The following is a 7662-nucleotide window of genomic DNA, read 5'->3' on the forward strand; positions in this document are numbered from 1 at the left end:
AGAAAAACAGAAACATTCTGGTTGAGAAACTTCTTTTCGTCCATCGAATGATCCCCAATCCGGCAGCAATAATAAAAATTATCAAGAGCATAATATTAAAAAATGAAGTTAAAGTTTCAGCAGTTCTTTTCTGATTTCGTTCGTTCCGGAGCCAGTCTTCCGAAGCATAAATATAACTGATGACATTGGTCGGAAGATCACCCGAAATTTCAACAGTGTATCGCAACTCTCCTTCTGGAAGATTGTAATTGAGAGTATCTTCATAGGTGAACTTCCAGTCTTTTCTATTAGGAAGTTTTTCCGGTAAAGCAGAGAGTTCTTTAAGTGCCAGCGGCTCGATTCCATAAATATCCTCTAAAACCTGATAACTTATTTGTTGTGCTTCTCCTTTTTCTAAAATCGCTCCTTCCCGGTCTTCAGGTAATTGGTGCCAGAATCGATATGCTTTTCCGTTTTCACGAACAAAGACATTGTATTCTTCCGCTCTTTCCGCAACATCTCCTTCAAATCTTAAAAATCGGACTTTCCAGGAAGCAGCCTTGATATATTTCCCGATGAATTTTTGAAAAATATCTTTCCCGCCTTCCTGCCAGATAAACCTATGTTCGCTGGTTGTTTGATTCCAGATTTCAGCCAGGATTTCCCAGTTGTCGGAAAGTTCGATTCCCTGTCTTTGCAGTTCTTGTTTAGCAGTTGCGATCGCTTGTTTCCTGCTGATTTTTAAAGGAAGATAATAATTATGAAAGTCGGAAAATCCGAACCAGAGGAATATGCCAATAATTCCAAAAATGAGAAGCCATTTCAGGCTTTTTCGATTGAATCCTGTTGTTGGTATTTTTTCATCGACTACCGTTTCTTTTTCTTTTTTGAAAACCGGTTGCCATGATCTATTCAGATTTTCTTCTTTGATCTCTACTAACTTTTTTGATTGAAACCAGCGATAAATAACAATGAATAACGGAATGAAGAAGAGGATAAGAAAAATTGATCTTCCAATCCAGATGCCTTTGGTAGAACTGATCCAGATGGGAAGTGACATCAGGATGGCATCGAAAGCAAAATGCATAAGAATTCCGGTCAGCAGTCCGAAACGCAGATAAAGGAAGGCGAAATATAAAGATGGAATGAACAGTTCAACAACTCTGGCATAGGCGGGTTGAGCAGCATAATTCGCATGTCCCATACCGAAGATCAAAGCCTGGATGATCAAACCAATTCCGAGGAATAGTTTCTTTTTTCCTAATTTTGTTCCGATCAAAACTGCTCCTGCCAAAGGAATTGCCCGAAAAAGACACTCTTCCCAGAAGCCGGCATGCAGGGAATTAGCAATAGCAGATAACCAGGGAAATGCAGTAGCAAGTGTATTTGGTTCAATTAATAATCCAGCAGGATTCCACCAGTTGAAGTATTTTGTAGTAACAAAATAGAAACTTAAAACAAAAACTAACGACATAGTAGAAACAAAATATCCTGAAATCGTGTTTCCGATGACTCGTTTGGAATTAGCCACATCCTTTTTCCATATCTCCCAGAAACGGATATGATTGGGAAATGCTTTTCTGGTCAGGCTTTCCGCAGCAATAAAAGTGAGAGCGAGGAGCAGGAAATCGGTTATGAAAGCGACTAATGATTGGATTATCTGCTGGAAGAGAAAGGCATTTTTGGATAGAGCTGTATCGTACCAGTTCCAGTATAAAGGCAAATAATTAAAACCTGCGATAAATCCCAGAAAAGCAACGATAAAAGCCCAGAGAACTGCTTTCCGCCAGAGGATCCAGCGTTTTCTCATTAAAATAAAACTACCGATAATTATACCGCCGATTCCATAAAGGATCACCATGGCGATCATACCTCCGCTGGCGATCGTATCGTTTGCAGATCGCATTTCCTGGTAGCGTCTTTTAAATGCTTCCGGAATTTTCATAAAATGACGAATTTCCGTAACCTTATCCCCGCTGACTGTGATCTGCAGGCGATATCGTGCTTCCTCGAGCTTTAGTTCCGGTCTTTCATAAACAAAAGTATGATCGATCCTTCCGCAGGTAACTTCGTTCTTTTTATCCTCTACTAATTCAAATTCATCAAGATTAATATTCCATTTTTCAGTAGCAAAAGTTTCTGCAACAAACCTGGCGGAATCGGGTGAGATGTTCGTTCCTTCTTCCGTTTCCGGTAATTTTTCCCTGAAGCCATAAATTTTTCCATCAGGCGTAAACCAGATTTTTGCTTCTTTTGTTTCATTTTCCCGGAAAAGACGAACCTGCCATTTATAAGGTTTGTAAAGTTCACCCTTAAGCATCTCATTGAAAACTTCCTTTCCTCCGCCTTCCAGTTCAACATAGATCTGTGTAAAATGATCGTCATCAAAAATTACTGCCTTTTCATATTTTTCAGGACCAAGATCATATTCTTCTGCTATCAAGGAAGCCTGCTTGAGTGCCTGATTCCGATCCATGGAAATATCAAGATTTACGAACGAGAAAACTTTTGAGAAATTCTTCAAAACAAAGAAAATACTCAAGACGACGAGAATCGTGAAAATTATCCAGAAAATTGGTTTTTTATACATTATGTCTCCTACAGATACTTCAACACAAACTTGCCAAATGTCGAAAATTTGGCAAGTCTCTTTAATTTAGTATTTACTTATTTGTAAAGGATTTCTTTTCTCGTTACTTTTCTGTGCAGATCAGAGGGTAATTTCTCTTACTGAGAGCAAGTAAACTGTTGACATATATGTTCTCAAACAAATATTCGCTTCTAAATATTTTTGTTGTTTCCGGAGCAATTTATGAAAAGGTTTAGACAACTAATAAAGCAGTTCTTAAAAGAAAGAACAATTTTGTTTCTTTAAAAGGAGAATTAAGTAGGAATTTAGAAGTAAGGGAATCCAAAATGCTTAAAAGAATAAATCCAATCCAAACCAAATCATGGAAAAAACTTAAGACACATTTTCAGAAAATGAGATCAGTTCAGATGAAAGACCTTTTCGAAAATGATGAACAAAGATTCGAGAAATTCTCATTGAAATTTAAAGATATTCTCGTTGATTTTTCCAAAAACATCATAACCGAAAACACATTTAAATTACTGCTGGAACTTGCCGATGAAGTCGATCTGAAAGATGCGATCGAGAAAATGTTTTCCGGAGAAAAGATCAATGAAACCGAAAACCGGGCTGTTCTTCATACTGCTTTGAGAAATCTTTCCAAAACTCCGGTTTATGTCGATGGAAAAGATGTAATGCCGGAAGTGAATGCTATTTTTGAGCAAATGAAGGTTTTTTCAGAAAAAGTTATTTCCGGAGAATGGAAAGGATTTACCGGAAAAGCGATTTCAGATATTGTAAACATTGGCATTGGCGGTTCGGATTTAGGTCCGGTTATGGTTACGGAAGCTTTGAAACATTATCGGAAGCCGAACCTGAATGTTCATTTTGTCTCTAATGTGGATGGAACACATATTGCGGAAACCTTGAAAGATATTGATCCTGAAACAACCCTTTTTATGATCGCATCCAAAACTTTTACCACCCAGGAAACAATGACAAATGCATATTCTGCCAGAAAGTGGTTTTTGGAAAAAGCAAAAAATGAATACTACATCAAAAAACATTTCGTGGCAATTTCCACGAACAAAACTGCCGTGGAAGATTTCGGCATCGATCCGGAAAATATGTTCGTTTTCTGGGATTGGGTGGGAGGACGGTATTCGCTGTGGAGCGCGATAGGACTTTCCATTGCCTGCTTTATCGGATTTGATAATTTTCAGGAATTGCTGCAAGGTGCTTATGAAATGGATCAGCATTTCAGAACAACTCCTTTTGAGAAAAATATACCGGTAGTTCTGGCTCTGATCGGAATTTGGTATAATAATTTCTTCGGTGCAGAATCGCAAGCGATTTTACCTTATGATCAATATCTGCACAGGTTTGCAGCATATTTCCAGCAGGGAGATATGGAAAGTAATGGAAAATATGTAGATAGAAATGGAAAAGAGGTCGAATATCAAACCGGACCGATCATCTGGGGAGAACCGGGAACGAACGGACAGCATGCCTTTTATCAACTTATTCATCAAGGAACAAAAATGATCCCCTGCGATTTTCTGGCTCCGGTAATCTCGCATAATCCGATTGGAGATCATCACCAAAAACTACTTTCCAATTTCTTTGCTCAAACCGAAGCATTGATGAAGGGAAAAAATAAAGACGAAGTCATCGAAGAATTGAAAAACTCCGGAAAATCAGAAGAAGAGATAGAAAAACTACTTCCCTTCAAAATTTTCCAGGGAAATCGACCAACAAATTCGATCTTATTTAAAAAATTAACACCACGAACTCTCGGAAGTCTGATCGTTATGTATGAACATAAGATTTTTGTGCAGGGCATCATCTGGAACATCTTCAGTTTCGATCAATGGGGAGTTGAACTGGGAAAACAACTGGCAAAAAAGATTCTTCCTGAACTGGAAAGCGATAAACAAATTTCCAGTCACGATCCTTCGACAAACGGATTAATAAATGAGTATAAAAATATGCGAAGTATCTCAAACAATCCTGTTTGAGAATGTGAATCAATTTGCCAAATTGATCTGTTCAACAAGATTGGAATCTTGTTTTACGAAAATACAATCAGGATTGATTGTGATACTTTGGAGTTGATATGAAAAAAGTTATAATAATCTCAATAATTACGATATTTATCGGATCTGTTTTCTTTGTGAAATATAAACCTTTTCAAAAAGAGAAATCTCCTCTTCCAATCTTGAGTAAAAATCCTTCTCCAACCGAATATCTGCAAATGGAAAAAGCAAAAAAGGAATTCAAAAAAAACCGCAAACAATGGATCGAAAATATGCACAGAACTGCTCCGGGAGTCGATTGGAGAAAGATCGATGAACAAACCAGGTTAGAAAAAAACACGCAGAAATTAGCCTTGAGAAAGAAATTGGTAAATTCCGGAGAACTTCCAACAACAGGAAAATATTGCGAGACTTTTAACAACCGCGATCTGGTTGGATATTGGGAAGAAAAAGGCAGCAACAATCTTTCCGGCAGGATGCTTACGACAGATTACGATGTCGAAAATAACATCATTTACGGAGCATCTCAAGGAAATAACATCTGGATTGGAGACCTGGAAGGAAACTGGACAAGCTCGCTTAATGATTATCTCAAGATCAATAATATACAGATGATCAAAGTTGTTCCGAATGGAAATCAAAACCGATTGATCGTAGTGCAGGATTCTCCGGCAGTTGTTTATTACACGGATGATCAGGGATTGACCTGGAATACTGCTTCCGGATTCAGTTCATCAGGAAGATTAAGAAGAGGAATAATCGTCAATGACGGGAATTATACGATGTATGTGGTGAGAGAAAATTCCGGGAATTGCATTATTTACAGGTCAACCGATCTCGGTGAGACTTTTTCACAAATCGGAACATTTGTAGTTGGTTCCGGCAAAATGGATATCTGGAGTCCGAAATACGGTTCTCCATCTGTGTTTTTTCTGAACAGGAATATGCTCTTTAAATTAGAGAATGAAAATTTTGTGTTGGTTACGACTTTCAACCTTGATTTTTCCATAAATGCAATTTCCAAAACGATATTGATCGGTTGTGAAACTCAATCCTCACTCTACCTTTATGCCATGTTCAGAGCTAACGATATTGCATATTTCTATCAATCGACAGATGGAGGTTACAACTGGCAGTATAAAAGCCAGATCGAAGGTGATTACCTGATTCCGTTCACCAAAAATAGTTTTGCCTGTTCGTCACTGGATCCAATGAAAATTTATGTAGGAGGAATGGAATGTTTCCGCAGTTTTGATGGCGGATCGAATTGGACAAAACTCAATGAATGGTGGGAATATTACGATGATATGGATTCTATGCTGCATGCTGATATTCCCGGAATCGATATTTTTCGGATCGGCGACAATTTTGAGTTTGCGTTGATCTCTACAGATGGCGGAACTTATGCTTCTTATGATGATCTTTTAACTGTTCAGAATATTTCTCTCTCCGGATTACGGATCAGCCAATATTACTCGACCTACACGCATCGTCTTAATCATCGCATCGTCTTTGCCGGCAGTCAGGATCAGGGTTTTCAGAGAACTTTGAATGACCAGGGCGGAATTATGGATTTGACGCAAATCATCAGCGGAGATTACGGACATATTGTTTCCGGAGATAACGGCAACAGCGTCTGGTCGGTCTATCCGGGATTTGCAATTTATTATCCCGACGCTACGGAAAATACGAATAATTCTTGGTGGTATTTTGAAGGAAACAATTATCTCTGGATGCCGCCTTTGATGGAAGATCCTTTGAACCCGAGAAATGTTTATGTTGCCGGTGGAGGTTCAAATGGAGATGCTCATCTTTGGCATCTATTTTATCAAAATGGAGATATTACTGCAGTGGAAGAAATGTATAATTTTGCAGAAGGACATAATGGCACAAAAGTTTCAGCAATGGCTTATTCTCCGCTTGATCCTGATAACAGGTATGTTCTGACTACTGACGGAAGATTTTTTTATTCTCATAATGGAGGAATTGACTGGCAATTTACACTTGAATTTGAAGGACCTCACAGCCATTATTTTTACGGTTCTTCCATCATTGCGTCTCCAACCGATATGGGAAAAATATATATTGCCGGAAGCGGTTATTCCAATCCTGCTGTTTATGTTTCGGAGAATGGTGGGCACACATTTTCGGCAATGGATGCAGGTTTACCCAACACTCTTGTCTTTGAACTCGCTATCTCCGAAACATATCTTTTTGCAGCTACTGAAGTTGGTCCGTACGCTTATGAAATCAATGGCAGTGGAGAATGGATTGATCTTGCCGGAGTTTCCGGACCTGATCAGGTTTACTGGACAGTCGATTATGTTCCTGCCATCAATACGGTTCGGTTTGGAACTTATGGACGCGGAATCTGGGATTTTGTGATCGAAGATGACACTTCCGTTTCAGAAGATTTGATCGAAAATGAGCAAATTCAAGTATCTCTTGTAAATTATCCAAATCCATTCACTTCTTCAACAACAATTTACTTTAACCTTACCGCAGAGGAATCGAAGTGTGCAAGAATAAATATTTATAACATTAAAGGACAAAAGGTGAAGACTTTGGGCTGCATCCAAAATCTGTCGGATGTATTGGATGTAAAAGCGACACAATCACTTTACTCTAAAATATGGGATGGAAAAGATGAAAAAGGAAAACTCGTTTCATCTGGAATTTATTTTGCAAGACTATTTAACGGAAAACAAGCAGTAACCAGAAAGATGACTTTGAAGAGGTAAAATTTCGAAAGAAATTGCAATTTTTTACTGAAATAATTTTGTATTTTATTTTTTAGAGAAACCAGCAAAACTTATTTTTTAGGGCAGTATGACAAAAAATACGAAATATTTGACAAAAATAAGTTTCCTAAAATTTTAACTTTCAGAGGTAAATAATGGGAAGAATTGTGAAACGAATTAAAAAGAAATTTAAATTTACTGATATTGAAGCAAACAAGAAAAAAAGCATTTGCCCGAACAGGTAAATGCTTTTTTTATTTTATCGCTATGAATATTGAAAAATTGATCGAATTAAGTTTGGAAGAAGACATCCAACATGGTGATATAACGACTGACA

General features: G+C 37.8%; 3 protein-coding genes. 2 read left to right on the forward strand and 1 reads right to left on the reverse strand.

The window, feature by feature from the left end; genetic code table 11:
• A partial coding sequence (locus tag ENL20_08660; GenBank protein HHE38627.1) for a CPBP family intramembrane metalloprotease occupies positions 1-2569 on the reverse strand: 2569 nt, incomplete at its 3' end.
• A 326-nt stretch (positions 2570-2895) separates the two neighbouring features.
• Between ENL20_08660 and ENL20_08665 the strand changes: the two genes are divergently transcribed.
• Entirely contained in the window at positions 2896-4566 is a 1671-nt protein-coding gene (locus ENL20_08665; protein ID HHE38628.1) for a glucose-6-phosphate isomerase, read from the forward strand.
• Positions 4567-4664: 98 nt separating this feature from the next.
• Entirely contained in the window at positions 4665-7325 is a 2661-nt protein-coding gene (locus ENL20_08670; GenBank protein HHE38629.1) for a T9SS type A sorting domain-containing protein, read from the forward strand.
• The last annotated feature ends 337 nt before the right edge of the window (positions 7326-7662 follow it).

This window comes from Candidatus Cloacimonadota bacterium (assembly GCA_011372345.1).
Classification (GTDB): domain Bacteria; phylum Cloacimonadota; class Cloacimonadia; order Cloacimonadales; family TCS61; genus DRTC01.